Origin of the sequence: Hoyosella levis (genome assembly GCF_026008515.1) — a bacterium.
Taxonomy (GTDB): Bacteria; Actinomycetota; Actinomycetes; order Mycobacteriales; family Mycobacteriaceae; genus Lolliginicoccus; species Lolliginicoccus levis.
Map to the genome: position 1 here is coordinate 113,315 of NZ_BQYM01000002.1, position 17,436 is coordinate 130,750.

The 17,436-nt window shown below is 68.1% G+C and carries 18 protein-coding genes; 14 read left to right on the plus strand and 4 right to left on the minus strand.

The window, feature by feature from the left end:
• Positions 1 to 38 precede the first annotated feature (38 nt).
• The 10 genes from pgsA to QC765_RS02740 all read left to right on the plus strand — a co-directional run bounded on the left by pgsA (position 39) and on the right by QC765_RS02740 (position 7,485).
• The gene (gene pgsA, locus QC765_RS02695) at positions 39 to 662 is read left to right on the plus strand and encodes a CDP-diacylglycerol--glycerol-3-phosphate 3-phosphatidyltransferase (RefSeq protein WP_278312881.1); all 624 of its coding nucleotides are present in this window, start codon (positions 39 to 41) and stop codon (positions 660 to 662) included.
• Positions 662 to 1,159: a CinA family protein gene (locus QC765_RS02700; RefSeq protein WP_278313119.1), complete on the plus strand. Its 498-nt coding sequence runs from the start codon at positions 662 to 664 to the stop codon at positions 1,157 to 1,159. Before pgsA ends, QC765_RS02700 begins: the two co-directional genes overlap by 1 nt.
• Positions 1,160 to 1,294: 135 nt before the next feature.
• Complete coding sequence (locus QC765_RS02705; protein ID WP_278312882.1) at positions 1,295 to 1,633, plus strand: helix-turn-helix domain-containing protein; 339 nt, start codon at positions 1,295 to 1,297, stop codon at positions 1,631 to 1,633.
• 241 nt (positions 1,634 to 1,874) lie between these two features.
• Complete coding sequence (locus QC765_RS02710) at positions 1,875 to 2,693, plus strand: PspA/IM30 family protein (RefSeq protein WP_278312883.1); 819 nt, start codon at positions 1,875 to 1,877, stop codon at positions 2,691 to 2,693.
• Between the two features lie 25 nt (positions 2,694 to 2,718).
• A complete protein-coding gene (gene pspM, locus QC765_RS02715; protein WP_278312884.1) occupies positions 2,719 to 3,699 on the plus strand; it encodes a phage shock envelope stress response protein PspM in 981 nt (326 codons plus the stop codon).
• Positions 3,700 to 3,847: 148 nt separating this feature from the next.
• Positions 3,848 to 4,027: a hypothetical protein gene (locus tag QC765_RS02720; protein WP_278312885.1), complete on the plus strand. Its 180-nt coding sequence runs from the start codon at positions 3,848 to 3,850 to the stop codon at positions 4,025 to 4,027.
• Positions 4,028 to 4,046: 19 nt separating this feature from the next.
• Positions 4,047 to 5,234, plus strand: a complete 1,188-nt coding sequence (locus tag QC765_RS02725) for a glycosyltransferase (protein ID WP_278312886.1) — start codon at positions 4,047 to 4,049, stop codon at positions 5,232 to 5,234.
• Positions 5,235 to 5,451: 217 nt separating this feature from the next.
• Positions 5,452 to 5,646, plus strand: coding sequence for a DUF3046 domain-containing protein (locus QC765_RS02730; protein WP_278312887.1), 195 nt, complete (start codon positions 5,452 to 5,454; stop codon positions 5,644 to 5,646).
• 247 nt (positions 5,647 to 5,893) lie between these two features.
• Positions 5,894 to 6,931, plus strand: coding sequence for a recombinase RecA (gene recA, locus QC765_RS02735; RefSeq protein WP_192037857.1), 1,038 nt, complete (start codon positions 5,894 to 5,896; stop codon positions 6,929 to 6,931).
• On the plus strand, positions 6,931 to 7,485 hold the full coding sequence (locus QC765_RS02740) for a regulatory protein RecX (protein ID WP_278312888.1): 555 nt from the start codon (positions 6,931 to 6,933) through the stop codon (positions 7,483 to 7,485). Before recA ends, QC765_RS02740 begins: the two co-directional genes overlap by 1 nt.
• On the opposite strand, the gene QC765_RS02745 is transcribed toward QC765_RS02740, so the two are convergent.
• The 3 genes from QC765_RS02745 to QC765_RS02755 are packed head-to-tail and all read right to left on the minus strand — an operon-like array spanning position 7,482 to position 11,750.
• Positions 7,482 to 10,187, minus strand: coding sequence for a TRAP transporter permease (locus QC765_RS02745; RefSeq protein ID WP_278312889.1), 2,706 nt, complete (start codon positions 10,185 to 10,187; stop codon positions 7,482 to 7,484). The two genes, QC765_RS02740 and QC765_RS02745, sit on opposite strands and share 4 nt — an antisense overlap.
• A gap of 7 nt (positions 10,188 to 10,194) precedes the next feature.
• Positions 10,195 to 10,752, minus strand: a complete 558-nt coding sequence (locus QC765_RS02750; RefSeq protein ID WP_278312890.1) for a DUF1850 domain-containing protein — start codon at positions 10,750 to 10,752, stop codon at positions 10,195 to 10,197.
• Positions 10,749 to 11,750, minus strand: coding sequence for a TAXI family TRAP transporter solute-binding subunit (locus QC765_RS02755; RefSeq protein ID WP_278312891.1), 1,002 nt, complete (start codon positions 11,748 to 11,750; stop codon positions 10,749 to 10,751). Before QC765_RS02755 ends, QC765_RS02750 begins: the two co-directional genes overlap by 4 nt.
• Positions 11,751 to 12,032: 282 nt before the next feature.
• Here QC765_RS02755 and miaB point away from each other — a divergent pair, with 282 nt between their 5' ends.
• Entirely contained in the window at positions 12,033 to 13,652 is a 1,620-nt protein-coding gene (gene miaB, locus QC765_RS02760; RefSeq protein ID WP_373876644.1) for a tRNA (N6-isopentenyl adenosine(37)-C2)-methylthiotransferase MiaB, read from the plus strand.
• Positions 13,652 to 14,185, plus strand: a complete 534-nt coding sequence (locus tag QC765_RS02765) for an Rv2732c family membrane protein (protein WP_278312893.1) — start codon at positions 13,652 to 13,654, stop codon at positions 14,183 to 14,185. Before miaB ends, QC765_RS02765 begins: the two co-directional genes overlap by 1 nt.
• A 40-nt stretch (positions 14,186 to 14,225) precedes the next feature.
• On the opposite strand, the gene QC765_RS02770 is transcribed toward QC765_RS02765, so the two are convergent.
• A complete protein-coding gene (locus QC765_RS02770) occupies positions 14,226 to 15,518 on the minus strand; it encodes a DUF349 domain-containing protein (protein WP_278312894.1) in 1,293 nt (430 codons plus the stop codon).
• A gap of 244 nt (positions 15,519 to 15,762) precedes the next feature.
• Here QC765_RS02770 and QC765_RS02775 point away from each other — a divergent pair, with 244 nt between their 5' ends.
• On the plus strand, positions 15,763 to 16,476 hold the full coding sequence (locus QC765_RS02775; protein WP_278312895.1) for a class III extradiol ring-cleavage dioxygenase family protein: 714 nt from the start codon (positions 15,763 to 15,765) through the stop codon (positions 16,474 to 16,476).
• A complete protein-coding gene (gene miaA, locus QC765_RS02780) occupies positions 16,464 to 17,381 on the plus strand; it encodes a tRNA (adenosine(37)-N6)-dimethylallyltransferase MiaA (RefSeq protein WP_278312896.1) in 918 nt (305 codons plus the stop codon). Before QC765_RS02775 ends, miaA begins: the two co-directional genes overlap by 13 nt.
• Positions 17,382 to 17,436: the final 55 nt, after the last annotated feature.

Sequence of the window (17,436 nt, forward strand, 5' to 3'; positions counted from 1 at the left end):
GCAAGACTAACCGGAACCTGGCCAGATAGTCTGGACAGGTGGCGAACAGTGACGATCGAGGAATCCCCGGGCACGCCGATGGCGTGACCGAGCCCGTGCCCGTGCTCAACGTGGCCAACGTGCTGACTGTGCTGAGGATCCTGATCGTTCCAGTGTTCCTGGTCGCGCTGCTCATCGCGGACGGCGAGTCCACCGTGTGGCGCATCACCGCGGGCGCGTTGTTCATCCTCGCGGCCGTCACCGATCGCTACGACGGGCATCTGGCGCGCAAGCATGGGCTCATCACTGATTTCGGCAAGATCGCGGACCCGATCGCTGACAAGGCGTTGATGGGCAGCGCCCTGATCGGCCTGTCGATCCTCGGCGACCTGAGCTGGTGGATCACCGGGATCATCCTGTTCCGCGAGCTAGGCATCACCTTGCTGCGCTTCTGGGTGATCCGGCACGGCGTGATGCCGGCTGGTCGCGGTGGCAAGCTCAAGACCGTCATCCAGATCGTCGCGATCTGCTTCTTCATCTTCCCCTTGCCGGGCTGGGTGTTCCCGATCAGCGCGACGCTCATGGCTGCCGCCGTCATCATTACCGTCGCCACCGGCGTTGACTATGTCGTCCAGGCACTGCGCCTGCGGCGCGATGGACGCGCTAGCCAAGCGAACCGCTGATCGTGGACCCGCTGGTCGGCGCCACCAATGCCGGAGCCGTGGTCTCGGCTCTCGCCGAGCGGGGCCAGACCATAGCCCTCGCGGAATCCCTCACTGCGGGCATGGCGACCGCGGCGATCGCGGGGGTGCCCGGTGCGAGCGCGGTGCTGCGCGGCGGGATGGTCGTCTACGCGACGGACTTGAAGGCATCGCTGGCCAGCGTGGCAGAGAGCACCTTGGCCCAGCACGGCGCTGTCTCCGCGGAGGCAGCAATCGAGCTCGCGCGGGGAGCGCGGAATCAGCTCGGCGCGGACTGGGGTGTTGGCCTCACTGGTGTCGCGGGCCCCGACGAGCAAGAGGGCAAGGCAGTGGGCACCGCGTATGTCGGCATCGCCGGTCCTGATCGCGAGACAGTCCTCGCGCTGTCGGTCCCCGGGCCACGCTGGGACGTCCGGGTCGCAGTGACCAGGCGGGCGTTTGCCGCGTTAGTCGTCGAAGTTGACGGTCAACAGGTCTAGAGTCAGGGGTCTGGGAACCTCTCGCGGTCGCTGTGCGTTGACTCTTTGTGAGTTGCCCGCCCGCGAGAGGCGGCGCTAGGCCTCGCGGCCATTGGTGCCGCTGCCTGCGGAGAACAATGAGGATGGAGGAGCGACATGGCGCTGCTGCTACGGGAAGCGCTCGGTGACAGCCTGCGGCGCGTCCGGGTGTCCCAGAGCAGGACACTGCGCGAGGTGTCCAGCATGGCCCGCGTGAGCCTCGGCTACCTGTCGGAGGTGGAGCGTGGCCGCAAGGAAGCATCGAGCGAGTTGCTCGCCTCCATCTGCGACGCCCTCGATGTCGAGCTGGCCGATGTCCTGTTCGATGTCAGCTCCCTGCTCGCTAGCGAATCCGCAGCCTCGGCCGGCGTCGATGAGCGGACTGCCCGGTTCGTCATCCCCCAGCGCTCGGCGGAGAAGGTCGCGAGCGGCGCGGAGGAACTGGTCGCTGCCTAGCGGAGCGCCCGGCCGCCCCACAAGCATCTTGTGCGAGCTGCGGCTGGTTGTGCCGCGCAGCGTGGCGGTTCAGTAGTCGCGCATCGGTGGATTCCCCGATGCGCCGCTGTCTGATCCGGGATAGATTCGACAGGAGTGACAGCGCGCTGGATGCGTGCGGCTCGCGACGGAGGCTCGTGCTCGTCCGTCCGGGTAGAATTTCGGCACGAGGGACCGACAATCAGACTTGGAGGCTGGGGATATGGCGAACCCGTTTGTTAAGTGGTGGCACTACATGAAAGCCAAGATGAATGCCTCCATCGATGAGAACGCCGACCCCAAGGTGCAGATCCAGCAGGCCATCGAGGACGCGCAGCGGCAGCACCAGGCCCTGTCCCAGCAGGCCGCGGCCGTGATCGGCAATCAGCGGCAGCTCGAGATGCGGCTCAACCGCCAGATCGCCGAGGTCGAGAAGCTCCAGGCCAGTACTCGCCAGGCGTTGCAGATGTCCGAGAAGGCCGCCGCGCAGGGCGATACCCAGAAGGCGCAGCAGTACGAGAACGCCGCCGAGGCGTTCGCCGCGCAGCTCGTCACCGCGGAGACCAACATCGAGGACCTCAAGGCCCTGCACGACCAGGCCGTGGGTGCTGCGCAGCAGGCCAAGAACGCTGTCGAGCAGAACGCTATGATGCTGCAGCAGAAGCTCGCCGAGCGCACCAAGCTGCTCAGCCAGCTCGAGCAGGCCAAGATGCAGGAACAGGTCGGCAACTCGCTGCGGTCGATGTCGGAGCTCTCCGCTCCCGGCAATACTCCGAACCTCGATGCGGTGCGGGACAAGATCGAGCAGCGCTACGCCAACGCCCTCGGCACCACTGAGCTGCACAAGAGCTCCGTGCAGGGCCGGATGATGGAGGTGCAGCAGTCGACCGTGGAGATGGCTGGGCACAGCCGGCTCGAGCAGATCCGCGCCTCGATGAAGGGCAACCAGATCAGCAGCGCGCCAGAGTCCACCAGTACCCCGCAGGTAGCGGCGGACAAGCCGCAGCAGCACGGGCAGGCGGAACCCAACGCAGCAGGGTAGCCGGGGGAGCGAGGAGGTCCAGGCCGTGACGTCCCGAGCAAGCGGAGCCGGACGATTCTTCCGAGATGTCCATGGCCGGGTCACCGATGCGGTCACCCGCTTCACGGACCCACGCGAGAAGCAGATCCGGAAGACCAGGAAGGCCCGGCGCCGCTCCCTCCGCCTCGGCACGGCATCGGGCATCTCCGGCACGGGAACAGTCGGCCTCGCGATCGCTAGCGCCCCTGACTGGACGGTCGTAGCAGGCGGGGGCGCCACGGCGTTGTTCGCTGTCCCCGCTGTCATGGCCTGGCAGCGGTTTCGCGGCTACCGGGCGCAGCCATTGCCCCCCGTGCGACCGGCCCGGCGCTTTCAGCCCGGCTACTCCTCGGCCGCCTACGAGCCCATGCTCCGCCTCGGTGACGCCGAGCAAAGCCTCTACCGCATGCTGACCGTGCTCTCCCGCGCCGAGGTAGTCCCGCATGCCGACCTCGAGGAGATCTCGGTAGCGGGCGCGGCAGCCGGGGATGCTCTCGAGACCACCGCCCGCGATATCGTCGAGATGGAGCACGCGCAGAAGGCCCTGCGCGGCAGTGGACTGCGCCGGGGGATGGCTAGCAGTGCCCAGCGCGAGCTCCAGCAGCCCATCCGGGCGCTCACCGACCAGGTCACCTCTGGGGTCGAGGAAATCGAGTCGCTCGCCCGCGCAGCCAGCCAGATGACCGAAGCCGTGTTCGACCCATCCGGGCCGAGGCTGCCGGGCGGGCGCTCGCTGGAAACGATGGACATGCGTCGCGCGGAACTCCTCGACGCAGCCGACCGGCTCGAGGGGCTAGCTCATGGGCTGCGCGAGCTCAACACCCTGCGGGACCCCGCCGCCCCGGGGCCGGTGCCGGTGCAGGGTGCTCGCTCCCAGCGCATCGATCCGCTCGCGGCGCCGAACCCCGCGATCGCTCCCGGCGCCAGGACGGACCCGGGACGCGCACGGCCCCGGCAACGCGATCAGCAACCCTGGCACACGGCCTGAGGCGCCTCGCTGCGGTTCCGGGAACTCCCTGATCCTTACCCTGAACTCCGCGCCCACGTACTGACAAGCCAATACGCGGCGCGCATGCTAGAGGCAGGCCCAGGGCAGTCCTGTCCAGGCGCACCACCCAACTAGCTCGGGAGTCTTCATGGTCCTCCGCATCGTCGCCGCCATCATCCTCGCGTGGCTCGCCATCATCGTGATCGGCGCGCTGTTCGACGTGATGTCGACAGTCATTACCCTCGCGCTGCTCGCTGCCGCCGCATACTTGATCTACCGGTTCTTCGCAGGACCCCGCACACCGACCACACCCTCCACGAGGCTCTAGCTGGCAAGGAACGACATACATGCGCATCGCTGTGGTGGCAGGACCCGACCCGGGGCACGCGTTCCCCGCCATGGCACTGGCCAGGCGCATCGCCAGCGGCGGAGGCGAGGCAGTGGTGTTCACGGGAACGCGTTGGCTTGACCACGCGCGCGACGCGGGCCTCGATGCGCGCGAGCTGCCCGGGCTCGGTCGCGGCGCCGGGGACCTCGACATCGACGCTGGCCACCGCATTCACGAGCGCGCGGCATCGATGTCCACCGAGCTTCTGCCCTACCTAAATCGGCTGATGCCCGATCTGGTGGTCTCCGACGTCATCACAGTGGCGGGAGGCCTCGCCGCCGAACGCCTCGGGATTCCGTGGGCAGAGCTATCCCCGCACCCCTTGTACCTGCCCTCGCGAGGCCTGCCGCCCGTGGGGAGCGGTCTCGAGCCTGGTACCGGACTCTCGGGACGGGCCCGGGACACCCTGCTGCGAGCGCTCGTGGCCAGGGATCATCGGCGCGGCCGCCTCCAGCGGGGCAGGGCGCGCGCCTCGATAGGGATGCCCGTGCGGGACCCCGGACCACGCGCGCGGCTCATCGCGACCGTGCCCGCCATGGAAGTGCCACGACCGGACTGGCCGGAGACCGCGCACCTCGTGGGACCGCTGATCTGGGAGCCCGCGAGCAACGACCTCGAGGTGCCTCCCAGCGACGGTCCGTTGGTCATGGTGTCACCGTCGACCGCGAGCCGCGGTGGCGTGCAAGGCATGATCGACGCCGTCGTCGAGGCGCTGCGCGAGGACCGCGAGTCCGCGACACCGTGGCGCATGGTCGCCACCGTGCTCGGAGAACAGCCCCGCGACCTGCCGGACTGGTGCGTGGCCGGGCAAGGCAGGCAAGGACCACTGCTCGAGAAGGCCGCGGTGCTGGTCTGCGGCGGGGGGCATGGCATGCTCGCCCGCGCGCTGCTAGCAGGCACGCCGATGGTGATCATCCCCGGTGGCGGCGACCAGCGCGAGCTTGCCGCGCGGGCCCAGCGCCGAGGCGTCGCCGAGATCGTGCGCACGGGCCGCGAGGGCGCGCTCGACCCAGCGGCCGTGCGCGCCGCGATCGACCGGGTGGTCGGCGACCCGCGATACCGTGCCGCTGCTGCCGAGGCGGCCCGGACCGCGCGTGATGTGCGGGATCCGCTCTCGGTCTGCGAGGGCGTCATCGCGAGCAGCTAGCGGTGGTGCGGGGTGGTGCCCCTTTCCGAATCTGCGAGCGCAAGTCAACAGATGTCTGCTTTTCGGGCAAGATTGGTTGACTTTCACTCGCAGATTCCTGTCGTCGGCGCGCGGTGGGTCGCCGCTGGAGGCCACCCCAAGCGCCCGCCGGGGAGTTCCGGCGAAAGGGGTCCCTGCGCGAGTGAACCGGCCGTGGGCCAGGAAGTAGGGTGGGGCCGTGCGTTTGACCGATTTCCATGACAAGGTCGAGAGCTGCCTCGGCGCCCGGCTTGGCCCCACCCTCCTGCGCGACCATGTGCTGACCTCCCTCGGGGGCGTCACGGCGGAGCGAGCCATCAGCAGTGGCGTATCGCTGCGCGAGGTGTGGCGCGCGCTGTGCGACGAGTTCGATGTCCCGGAGCTGCAGCGCTAGCATTCGAACGTGTGTTCGGTATAGTGGTGCCAGTCGTACTGGATCGGCCACTCGTTGACGCGCGCCCATCGGGAGAACGCATCAACGTCGGTACCTAGCCTGTGCACGGTGATGTGGTTATCCACAGAGTGGGCGCGGGAACGCAGAATTGTCAGTGGCCGGTCGTACGGTAGCCATGAGTGGGGCACTGCCGGGTCTCACTGACAGGCAAACTGCCGCCGCGCATCTAGTCCAAGGAGAATCAGACATGGCACCAGCATATGATCGCGAGAAGGCGCTCGAGCTAGCTCTCGCGCAGATCGACAAGTCGTTCGGCAAGGGCTCGGTGATGAGGCTGGGCGACGAGCCGCGGCAACCCATCGCGGTGATCCCCACTGGTTCCATCGCGCTTGACGTGGCACTGGGCATCGGTGGATTGCCCCGCGGCAGGGTCGTGGAGATCTATGGCCCCGAGTCCTCCGGCAAGACGACCGTGGCGCTGCACGCGGTCGCCAATGCGCAGAAGGCTGGCGGCATCGCGGCGTTCATCGATGCCGAGCATGCGCTGGATCCGGACTATGCGCGCGCCCTCGGTGTTGATACCGATGCGCTGCTGGTATCCCAGCCGGACACTGGAGAGCAAGCTCTCGAGATCGCCGACATGCTGGTGCGCTCGGGTGCCCTGGACATCCTTGTGATCGACTCGGTGGCCGCGCTCGTGCCCCGGGCCGAGATCGAGGGCGAGATGGGCGATAGCCATGTCGGTCTTCAGGCACGCCTGATGAGCCAGGCGCTGCGAAAGATGACCTCGGCGCTCAGCTCGGCCGGGACCACCGCCATCTTCATCAACCAGCTCCGCGAGAAGATCGGTGTGATGTTCGGTTCGCCCGAGACCACCACCGGTGGCAAGGCTTTGAAGTTCTACTCCTCGGTCCGGCTCGACGTGCGTCGGATCGAGACCCTGAAGGATGGCACTGATGCCGTCGGCAACCGTACTCGCGTGAAGGTCGTCAAGAACAAGGTCTCGCCCCCGTTCAAGCAGGCAGAATTCGACATCCTGTACGGGCACGGCATCAGCCGCGAGGGCTCGCTCATCGACATGGGCGTGACGCATGGCTTCATCCGCAAGTCCGGTTCGTGGTTCACCTACGAGGGTGATCAGCTCGGCCAGGGCAAGGAGAATGCCCGCAAGTACCTGCTGGAGAATCCCGAGGTGGGCGACGAGATCGAGAAGAAGGTCAAGGAGAAGCTCGGTATCGGCGCGGTGCTCGACGCCGAGGTGGAAGCTCCTGCTGCGGAGTTCTGATGGCTCCGCACGCCGAGGAGCAGGAGAAGTCGCCGGAGGAGTGGCAGGCACATGCCAAGAGCTTGTGCCTGCGCTGGCTCGGGATGCGTGCCCACACCCGTGACGAGCTGCGGACCAAGCTGGAGGGCAAAGGGATACCGAGCACTGTGAGCGACGCCGTGCTCGATCGTTTCGCCGAGGTCAAGCTCATCGACGATGCCGAGTTCGCGCAGGCATGGGCGCGCTCCCGGCACCAGTACGCGGGCAAGGGCAAGCGTGCGATCGCCAATGAGCTGAGGCGCAAGGGCGTTGATGATGCCGACGCCCAGCACGCGCTGAGCACTATCAGCGACGAGGACGAGCGCGACCGGGCGCGCGAGCTCGTTGACAAGCGACTGCGTGCGATCGCACCCGTCGACTGGCGCGATCAGCGGGAGAAGCAGCGCGTCATCCAGCGGCTCGTCGGCATGCTCGCCCGGCGGGGCTACGGCCCATCCATCTCCTACAGCGTCGTCACCGAGGCCCTACCCGGCCACGGTGGGGCAAGCGACGGCCTGCTCGACGAGCCGTTCTAGCTTGCCGGGCTCGCTTGCCCCGGACTCTCCTGCCTCGGGCCCGCTTGCCCCGGACTAGTTTGCCCCGCATCCGCTGCCCGGGCATCCCTCCGGATGCCGCGCAAGTGCAGGCTCATGACGATCAGCCCGAGGGCAAGTCCCGCGAAGTCGGTGACCACCCCGTAGTGCACCAGCATCAAGCCGGCGGCGACCAGCACCGCGCGCTCGGCCCAGCTGATCCGCTCATGCAGGAAGCCGACCACAGCGATGCCGAGGAAGAACACGCCGCCCAATGACGACACGATCGCGAGGATGCCCTGTCCCCAGTTCACATCCTGCAGCAAGAGCTCGGGACTGATCACGAACAGGAACGGCACCACGAAGCCCGAGACCGCGATCCGCACCGCATGTCCACCCGTGCGGATCGGATCGCCTCCCGAGATCCCGCATGCCGCGTAGGCGGCCAGGCACACCGGGGGAGTGATGTCCGCCATCACGCCGAAATAGAACACGAACAGGTGCGCCGAGAGGATCATCGCGACCGTCGCCTCGGGAAGGTCGCCCTGCAGCAGCACCACGATCGCGGGCGCCGCCAAGGTCGCGGTGACCACGTAGTTCGCGGTAGTGGGAAGCCCAATTCCGAGAATCAAGCAGGCGAGCATCGAGAGAGCCAATACAGGGATCAGATAGCCCCCGCCGAGACCGATCAAGCCATCAGCAAGCTTGTGGCCCAAGCCGGTCAGCGTGATCATCCCGGCCAGGATCCCGGCGGCGGCGCACGCCACCACGATGGGCAGCGCGATCCGGGTCGCCCCCACAAGGCCATCGGCCAGGCTTGCCACCGAGAGCTTCTCGTCGGAGGACCGCCCCCAGCCTGCAAACATCGCGACCAACGGTGTCACGACGACTGCCAGCAGGAAGGACGTCACCACGATCGACCACGCCCGAGACAGATCCGGCAGCAGCACATCGACCGAGAGATCAACCAGCCACATCACCGTCAGCACCACAGCGAAGGGAACGATCAACCGCCAGGATTCCCGCATCGCCACCGGGAGCGGTTCCGCTGCATCACCGTCCGGGGCGAAACCACGCCTGCGCGCCACCACCTGGGATGGCACCGCCACCAGCACGCCCAGCATCAGCGCGACCACTGTCATCCGCAGCAACGAGGACAATCCGGGAACCATCGCCCCCACCAACCAGTGCAGCGTTGCCGCTCCCGCAACGGTCACCACTGTCCATCCCAGCAGCGAGACCGCGCCCCGCGCCCGATCAGCAGACGGCCGCGGCGCCGCGATCAGCCCGGTTCCCGGCGAGACCGCCACTACGAGCGGGTGGAGCAGCTGCACCAGCACATTGATACCGATCGCGATGGAGATCGAGGCCATCGCCGCGAACCCCGGGCTGAAGCCCATCGACAGCAGGATGAAGATCGCCACGATCGGCACCAGTAGGTACCCCTTGGCCGCCATGACCTGACGGACGCTCGGCAGCATCGACTTCGGGATGCCCCCGATGCCGAGGCGCCGCGCGTCGAAGTGGATCACCACGAATTGCGCGGCGAAGAACAGCACAGCCGGAATGATCGCGGCCTTCAGGATCTCCGCGTACGGGATGCCTGTGATCTCCATCATGATGAACGCGCCCGCGCCCATGATTGGTGGCGCGATCTGCCCGCCCGTCGACGAGGACGCTTCCACCGCGCCTGCATAGTTCCGGGGATATCCCGACTTCTTCATCATCGGGATCGTGAACGCACCATTGCTGACGGTATTGGCGACCGACGAGCCGGTGATGGTGCCCGAGAACGCGCTAGTCGCCACGCCCACCTTTGCCGTGCCGCCCTGGGACCAGCCCGTGGCACCGAGGGCCGCTTCGGTGAAGAAGCGCTCCATGCCGGTGCGTTGCAGGACCGCGGCAAAGACCAGGAACAGGAAGATCACCGTTGCGGAAACCCGCACCGGCGTGCCGAACACGGCCTCGTCGGTGAAGAAGGAGACATTGACGATCCGATCGAGGCTGTGGCCGCTGTGGCCGAGGAATCCTGGCAGCACTGGACCGTAATAGGCGTATGCCAGCATCAGCGAGGCGAGGACCACCAGCGCAGGGCCAAGCACACGCTGCGCCGCCGCGAGGATGAGGAGCAGGCCTGCTGTGCCCACCGCGATGTTTGCTGGGTCCAGGATGCCAGCGGTGCGCAGGATCGCCTCGTAGTTGGCGAACACGTAGTAGCCGACGAGAACGCTGAGCACCGCGAGCGCCACGTCGCCCGCGGGTATCCCCCCGAGCGTCACCGGGGCATACCGGGCTGCCTGGACAAGCGCCATCACGAGCAGGGCGGGGACCACGATGTGGATACCGGCAATCCCCTGCGCGAACAATGCCACGACGATCAGAATCCCCGCCACCGCCAGGGCGATGCCCATCAGCCGCTGCCGGTGCGTGCTTCGAGGCTTTGCTGGATAGAGCAGGAAGATCAGCGCGACCGCGAGGGAGACATGGAACGGGCCTTGCTGCCTCGCTGGCAAGGATCCCTCGAACAGCGGAGAGGTCAGGACGTGGAAAAGCGCGAAGGCTAGCGCCACCACGAACACCGCCCACTTCCAGGCAGGACGCGAATCAACGCGGGTGTGCTCGGTCGACTCGACCGCGTTATGGTGCTCGAGCTTGGTGATGTCAGTGCTCAGGCCGGCATCGAGGGGCGGTGGTGTGGCAGGCACGGGAGCATCACCTCGTGGTGGTTGCGTGATTGGTTCGCAGGTCGACGCGGGCACCGGCGCGAACGAGGTCGAGCAGCCGCACGGACGTGCCGCTAGGCATGGTAATCGTATGATCCACCGCGGGGTGGCCCACGATCATGGGCACGATGCCCAGCGGCCTGTCGTGGTGCAGGACGCGGAACTGGCCGTCCTCGACGAGGTAGGTAGTGGTGATGCCTCCGATGGTCTCGGGACCGCCCGGCAGGTTCGCGCCGATTCGGTCGAACACCATTTCCCGCATCGTCATCCTGCCTTGCTCGTTGACGGAGAACACCTCGTGGACGGGGCGCTTGTGCACGGAATGGATGTGATCGAGCGTGATCGGCTCTCCCGGTGAGATGGGAGTGGAATACACGACCTCATCGGTGCCGTGGGAGTAGATCTCGAAGCGCAACGGCTCATCGCCACTGGTGCACGCGGCGCACACGAGGCTGGCGAGCGCGCCGAGGGCTAGCACGAGGAGCGCGCGAGGCGGGGGCACCCGGTCGAACCGGATGCCCCCGCAGTAGCGGACGAGTATCGTCACGGCACGCTGATGCCGTTCTCCTCGAAGTACCGGGCCGCGCCGGGATGAAGCTGTACCGGGCCGAGGCCGTCGACAGCCGTATTGAGGATGATGTCGTCGCCAGCGGAGTGCTGGACGTCGCGGGAGTTCTCGTACATCACGCGCGTCAGGTCGTAGGCGAGCTGCTCATCGAGATCCGCCTTGGCGTAGAGCGTCGCCCACGCCGTGACGGTGTTGTTCGAGCCATCGACGCCGGAGTAGGTCCCGCCCGGGATGACGTGCGGGGAGAGCAGGGGGTTCTCGGAGAGGAGGCGGTCGAGCGCCGCGCCCTGGATGTTGAGCATTCGCACGTCGTTGGTCGTGGCGAGCTGCTCGATGCTGCTCGTGGGCGCGGAAAGGATGCCGAACGCGGCATCGACTACGCCGTCCCCGAGGTTGGTGGCGGCATCTCCGAAGCTGCTGTCGAACTGCTCGGCGAGGTCCTGATCAGGATCGATGCCGTAAGCCTCGAGCACCTGCCCGGAGAGCGTATTGGTCGCGCTGCCCAGCGGTCCCATCTCGACACGCTTGCCCCGCAGGTCCTCGATGGAGGTGATCCCGGTGCCTTCTATGGTGACTACCTGCAGGATCTCCGGGTAGATGTTGCCCAGCGACCGGATGCCGGTCGGGTCGCCCAGGGGGTTCTCCTCGAAATCGCCGGCGCTGGCCACTGCATCGGCCGCCGTGGCGTTGACGGCCATCGCGAGCTCCACCTCGCCCTGATCGAGCTGGCGCAAGTTGTCCACGGAGGCGCCGCCGACCGTGGCGGTGATCGAGTAGTCCTCGAGGTTGTCGCTCCAGAGGTTGGCGATCTCGCCGCCGAGCGGGTAGTAGGTGCCGCCCGTGGAACCGGTAGCGAGGGTGAGGTCATTCTCTCCGCCGACTGAGCACCCGGCGACCGCGAGCGTGGCCACGCCCGCGGTTGCTGCGGCGAGAATGCGACGCGTGGTGCCTGGCCGGTGGGATGGGGAATTGGTCATGGAAAAGCTCGTCCTCTCCTTGCGGATGGCCCCCGGTGGCGGGGCCCTGTGCATCATGTGCCACGGGCTCCCGGGGCGACGGTGCCGTCTTTCCCTGGGGAGTTGCCTGGGAATGCCTGTCCTAGTCTTGACCAGATCGGTCACCAAAACGGACGAATTGCGGTAACAACCCCGTGACGTCCTGGCTGGCAGCGTCGTTCACCGGCGTCAGCACGAGGGGTGGCATGACCCCGTCCCGGGGCGGCGCGAGGTGTGCCGACCCGCAGCGATATTGCCGTGGGCATGGGTAAAAGCAGTGGTAGCAGGCTTGGTCGCGGATGCGCCGCTCCCGTACACTGGGCGGTCGTGAGCACTACCCAGGACATCAGCGAGGCCAGCGAGGCCGTAACGCCGCAGCAGCGCACGTACCAGATCCGCACCTACGGATGCCAGATGAACGTGCACGATTCCGAGCGGCTCGCGGGGCTGCTCGAGGATTCGGGCTATGTCCCCGTCGATGGGGGCAGCGAGCCGGACCTGGTGGTGTTCAATACGTGCGCGGTGCGCGAGAACGCGGACAACAAGCTGTATGGCAACCTCGGCCATCTGCGGCCGTCGAAGGACGCGAACCCGGGCATGCAGATCGCGGTCGGAGGATGCCTCGCCCAGAAGGATCGCGACGTCGTGGTCAAGCGCGCGCCCTGGGTCGACGTGGTGTTCGGCACGCACAACATCGGGGCGCTGCCCGCGCTGCTCGAGCGTGCCCGGCACAATTCCGAGGCCCAGGTCGAGATCATCGAGGCGCTCGAGGCGTTCCCGTCCGGGCTTCCCGCCAAGCGTGATTCCGCCTACTCGGGCTGGGTGTCGATCTCGGTGGGCTGCAACAACACCTGCACGTTCTGCATCGTGCCCGCGCTGCGCGGCAAGGAGGTGGACCGCCGTCCCGGCGACATCCTCGCCGAGGTCCAGGCTCTCGTGTCGGAGGGCGTGCTCGAGGTGACGCTGCTGGGGCAGAACGTCAACTCGTATGGCCGCTCCTTCGCGGATCCGGAGATCCCGCGCAGCCGTGGCGCGTTCGCGGACCTTCTGCGGGCCTGCGGCGGCATCGACGGGCTCGAGCGGGTCCGGTTCACCTCGCCGCACCCCGCGGAATTCACCGACGACGTGATCGCGGCGATGGCCGAGACCCCGAACGTGTGCCCCCAGCTGCACATGCCGCTGCAATCCGGATCGGACCGCATCCTGCGCGCGATGCGCCGCTCCTACCGCAAGGAACGCTTCCTCGGCATCATCGAGCGGGTCCGCGAGGCGATGCCGCACGCGGCCATCACCACCGACATCATCGTGGGCTTCCCCGGCGAGACGGAGGAGGACTTCGAGCACACCCTCGATGTGGTGCGGCAGGCACGGTTCTCCAGCGCGTTCACCTTCCAGTACTCCAAGCGGCCCGGCACGCCCGCCGCGGAGATGCCGGACCAGGTTCCCAAGCATGTGGTGCAGGAACGGTATGACCGGTTGATCGCGCTCCAGGAGGAGATCAGCCTCGACGAGAACAGGAAGATCATCGGCACCACCGTCGAGGTCCTCGTCGCGACGGGGGAGGGCCGCAAGGACGCCGAGACGCGCCGCATGAGTGGTCGCGCCCGTGACGGGCGGCTGGTGCATTTCCGGCCCGAAGGTGCCATCGACGGGGAAATCCGCCCCGGCGACCTCGTGACGACCACCGTGACCGCCGCCGCGCCCCACCATCTGGTGGCGGACACGTTGGTCCAGGCGCACCGCCGTACCCGGGCGGGGGATGCCGCGGCGACCGGGCAGACCCCGAAGACCCCGCCGATCGATACGACTCCGACCGGTGTCGGGCTGGGGATGCCGCGGCTCGGCGCCCCTGGCCCCGCGCCCCAGACGACAGGATGCTGCTGATGGCCGCCCACACGCCCCGGATTCCTGACCCCGCTGAGAGCTTCGCGCCCGGTGCCCCCGGCACGCGGGACGGAGTGTCGGTGGAGATCGACCCGGGCATCCGCGCGCTGCTGGCCGCCGTGCTCGTGCTGGTGCTCGTCGGCTCCTTCGCGCTGCCTCACACTGGTGCCGCGAACGGCTGGGATGTGCTTGTCGGCTCGGAGGCCGCGCGCGAGCAGTCGGTGAAGATCATGTCGCAGCTGTTCGTCTGGTTCGCGCTCGTCTTTGGCGCGGGATTCTCCATCATCAGCCTCATCACGCGTCGCTGGGCGGCAGCGTTGATCGCGGCGGGTGGATCCTTCGTCGGTGGGGTGCTAGGCATGCTGGCCGTGTGGTCACGGCAGACCCCCACGGCTGCCGATCTCGCCGCCGCGAGCGCCGCGGGGCCGGGCGCCGGGCTCCTCCTCGGCCTTGCGGCACTGGCAGCATTGTTCGTGACGTGGTTCACCGTGGCCGTCAGTCGCGCGCCCGCTCCTGCGCGGCACGCGGGCTAGCTGTCCCGAGCTGGGCGCTAGCCCGCATGCCTGCCTCGTGCTAGCGGGAAGTCAGGGCATCCTCCGCGGTGGCGGCCCATTCGCGCCACTGCTGGGCCTGCGCGCGGGCCTTGGCGGCATCCTTGGCGCGACCGGCAGCCTCCGCCTTCGCGGCCTGCTCCTCGAGCTGCTGCACGCGCTCGCGGAACTGCGCGGCCCGGGCCTCGGCCTCCGGGTCGGTGCGGCGCCACTGCGAGTCCACCGCGTCGCGCACCCGCGACTCGATCGCCTTGAACCGTGCTTCGAGATCATGGATGCGGTCGCGCGGGACCTTGCCGATCGCCTCCCAGCGCTCCTGGAATCGCCGCAGCTCGGCGCGCGCGGCCTCGAGATCCTTCGACGGATCGAGCGCCTCGGCCTGCGCTAGCAGTGCCTCCTTCGCGGTCGCGTTCTCCGCGAACTCCGCGTCGCGCTCCGATGCCGCAGCATTGCGCGCCGCGAAGAAGGTGTCCTGGGCTGCCTTGAAGCGCTTCCATAGCGCGTCATCGGCCTCCTTGGGTGCCCGGCCCGCCGCCTTCCATTCCTTCATCAGGTCGCGGTACGCACCGGCCGTCTCGCCCCACTCGGTGGACGAGGACATCGCCTCCGCGCGGGCCACCAGCTCCTCCTTGACAGCCTTGGCATGCACGCGCTCGCGATCGAGCTCCGCGAAGTGTGCTCCACGCCGCCGGTTGAAGCTGTCGCGGGCCTTGGAGAAGCGCTTCCACAATGCATCATCGGTCTTGCGGTCGATGCCGCGGATGGTCTTCCACTCGTCGAACATCGTGCGGAGCCGGTCCCCGGCAGCCTTCCACTGGGTCGAGTTCTCCGCGAGGTCCTCGGCCTCGTCGCACAGTGCTTCCTTGCGGGCGACCTGCGCGGCACGTTCCTCCTCGCGGCGGTGCTGCGCCTGCTCCGCCGCCACGTCCGCGCCCGAGAGGATGCCATGGAGGCGGGCCTCCAGCGCAGCGATATCGCCGATGACCGCGGCAGTGGGCAAGGTCTCGAGGAGGTGCCCGGCGGCGGCCTTCGTCTTCTTCGGATCGCTCGCGCCCTTGGTGAGGCGGGTCTCGAGCAGTTCCACCTCCGTGGCGAGGTCCTCGAAGCGTCGCGCGAAGTGCGCGAGTCCCTCGGCGCGGTCTCCGGCATGCCAGGACCCGATCTGCCGTTCCCCGTCCTTGGTGATCAGCCATACGGTGCCGTCATCGTCGATGCGCCCGAACTCGGTGGGCGAATGCGGCGTGGCCGCGGTGGCGTTCTCGTGGCCGGTCAGGGGAGTGACATTGCCCTGCTCGTGGGGGGTGGTCCCGGTCATGGTTCCTCATCTCTGCCGCGCGTCACGGCTGCCGTGCCCGGCCCAGGGAACGGGCGGACCTGCGATGGTCATGTCGTGGTGGATCGACGACATCACCTCCATTCAACCGCGAACCGGTCGACGAGGCCATCAAATCCTGCCAGAAGCGTGTTTCTCCTCCCGATCGCCCCGCGCAGGTTCGCTAGTGGCGTGGCGCTGGCTCGCTGGTTTCGCATCGCGCGTCCACGCTCGGTAGCGTTGTGCCGTGCTTGCTGCTGCCGCCGTGGCCCCTGGCCCCCCGCTGCTGGTCCCGGAGCTTGCTGGTGCTGCGGCCAGCGAGACCGCCAAAATGCGCGGGGCCGTGCTGCGCATGGCAGCAAGGCTGGCCGGATTGGCGCCGCACTGGGTCATTCTCGGCACCGACGGCGGCGGGGGACAGTTCGGGCCCGGCACCGCGGGCACGTTCCGCGGCTATGGGCGCGAGGTGGTCGTCACCCTCGGGCACGCGGGGGCCGAGCCGGACCCGATCCTGCCGTTGCCCGTGCTTGTCGCCGGGTGGATCCGTGGCCAGGCAGCGCCGGCAGTGACGTGCGAGGCGCGGATGGTGGACGCCGCGATGACCGGGAGCGAGGCATGCGAGTGGGGGCGCGCGCTCCGCATCGAGCTTGATTCCAGGCCTAGCCCGGTTGCAGTGCTGCTCGTCGCTGATGGCTCGATGTGCCTGACCGAGAAGGCCCCGGGCGCGCTCGACCCGCGCGCGGTGCAATGGGAAAGCGATCTCGCGGCCGCGCTCGACGGGGGAGATCAGCAGTTCCTCGCCTCGCTCGATGCCAGTGCATGCGCGGAAATGGGCATCACAGACCGGGCTGCCTGGACCATCCTCGCGGGCCTGTTCCCGGACGGCCCGGCGCGCGTCTCCGACCGCCACGACAGTGCCCCATACGGCGTGGGCTACCACGTGGGGATGTGGCTGCCGTGACCTCGCAGGCCCCCCGCCCCATCGCCGTCATCGGACCGACCGCTACCGGGAAGTCGGCCCTCGCGCTCGACCTCGCCGAGCTGCTGGGCGGTGAGGTCATCAACATCGACGCGATGCAGCAATACCGCGGCATGGACATCGGCACCGCCAAGCTGCCCGTCGAGGAGCGCCGGGGCATCCCGCACCATCAGATCGACACCCTCGACGTCACCGTGACCGCCACCGTGGCCCGCTACAAGGAAGCCGCCACCGCGGACGTCGAATCCCTCCTCGGGCGGGGCGTGGCCCCGGTCATCGTGGGTGGCTCGATGATGTACATCCAGGCGCTGCTCGACGATTGGCAGTTCCCTGCCACCGACCCGCAGGTGCGCGCCCGGTGGGAGGCGCGGCTCGCCGAGATCGGAGTGCGGGCCCTGCATCAGGAGCTCGCGGGCATCGACCCCGAGGCCGCCGCGACGATCCTGCCGACCGATCCGCGCCGCACCGTGCGCGCCCTCGAGGTCATCGAGCTGACCGGGAAGCCGTTCGCGGCGTCCGCGCCCACGATCGGTGACCCCCGCTGGGACACCCTCATCATCGGCGTGGACCGCGAGACCGCCGATCTTGACGCGCGCATCGCGCAGCGCACCGAGCAGATGTTCGCCGAGAGACTCGTCGATGAGGTCCGCGCGCTGGCCGAGGCCGGGTTGCGCGAGGGTGTTACCGCGCGCCGCGCCATCGGTTACGCGCAAGTTCTTGCCGCTCTCGATGGAGAGCACGACCTCGCCACTGCCGCCGAGCTGACCACCCAGGGGACCCGGCGCTACGTGCGCAGGCAGCGATCCTGGTTCAAGCGCGACCACCGCATCCACTGGTTCGACGGTGGTGCTCTCGGCCTCGCCGGGGACGTCGCGCGCTTGCTGTAGGGCGGGCCGGCCTGCTCGCGATGCTGCGAGCCGCTCCTTTTTCTCTCCGAGTTGC

Coding starts and splice junctions, on each gene's coding strand:
- QC765_RS02705 (WP_278312882.1), top strand. CDS start 1,295: ATGGCGCTGCTGCTACGGGAAGCGCTCGGTGACAGCCTGCGGCGCGTC.
- QC765_RS02710 (WP_278312883.1), top strand. CDS start 1,875: ATGGCGAACCCGTTTGTTAAGTGGTGGCACTACATGAAAGCCAAGATG.
- QC765_RS02720 (WP_278312885.1), top strand. CDS start 3,848: ATGGTCCTCCGCATCGTCGCCGCCATCATCCTCGCGTGGCTCGCCATC.
- QC765_RS02725 (WP_278312886.1), top strand. CDS start 4,047: ATGCGCATCGCTGTGGTGGCAGGACCCGACCCGGGGCACGCGTTCCCC.
- recA (WP_192037857.1), top strand. CDS start 5,894: ATGGCACCAGCATATGATCGCGAGAAGGCGCTCGAGCTAGCTCTCGCG.
- QC765_RS02740 (WP_278312888.1), top strand. CDS start 6,931: ATGGCTCCGCACGCCGAGGAGCAGGAGAAGTCGCCGGAGGAGTGGCAG.
- QC765_RS02755 (WP_278312891.1), bottom strand. CDS start 11,750: ATGACCAATTCCCCATCCCACCGGCCAGGCACCACGCGTCGCATTCTC.
- miaB (WP_373876644.1), top strand. CDS start 12,033: ATGGGTAAAAGCAGTGGTAGCAGGCTTGGTCGCGGATGCGCCGCTCCC.
- QC765_RS02765 (WP_278312893.1), top strand. CDS start 13,652: ATGGCCGCCCACACGCCCCGGATTCCTGACCCCGCTGAGAGCTTCGCG.
- QC765_RS02770 (WP_278312894.1), bottom strand. CDS start 15,518: ATGACCGGGACCACCCCCCACGAGCAGGGCAATGTCACTCCCCTGACC.